The 452-nt window shown below is 46.0% G+C and carries 1 protein-coding gene; it reads left to right on the top strand.

All coding sequences use genetic code 11. From position 1 onward, the window contains the following. Positions 1-136: 136 nt before the first annotated feature. Positions 137-403 (top strand): hypothetical protein, encoded by a 267-nt coding sequence (locus NOG12_RS13290; RefSeq protein WP_153827422.1) that lies wholly within the window; start codon positions 137-139, stop codon positions 401-403. The last annotated feature ends 49 nt before the right edge of the window (positions 404-452 follow it).

The raw sequence follows: 452 nt of genomic DNA, 5'->3' as shown, positions 1-452 counted from the left end.
TTAACCATCTCTATTCTGGTGGAGCTCGTGCGTAAGCATTTAACAGGGCAAGGCAAAATCGCCCAGCGGGCTGGACGCGCTAACGCGCGCCTTTGCTTGCGGCGTTAGTTGCTAAGTGTATTCTGAGAGCTCCGTAGTGAAAAAAAGATTAGGCCTTGTTTTAATTGAAGTGCCGCTGATTGCCTCGATTATCATCAGGTTATTCGCTGGCGTTGTGGCTTATTACTACATTGGGAATGTCATTGAGGCAATTCAAAGTGAAGAGGTGGTTAGACGGGGCAATATTTACACTATGTTTGACAACCCGTCTTCGTACTTTATTCGGTTGTCACTTTATTCTCTGTGTGCTTTTGCTGGTTTCTGGTATGCAACTCTTGGTACAAAAGTAAAAAATGGCAACTAACAAGCGCCATCAAAAACGCGCCCGTTGGGCGCTCGACTCGCAACAAGTT

Source organism: Pseudidiomarina fusca, from assembly GCF_032227045.1.
In the GTDB taxonomy this organism is placed as follows: Bacteria; Pseudomonadota; Gammaproteobacteria; order Enterobacterales; family Alteromonadaceae; genus Pseudidiomarina; species Pseudidiomarina fusca.
This window is presented reverse-complemented; position numbering and strand designations above follow the sequence as displayed.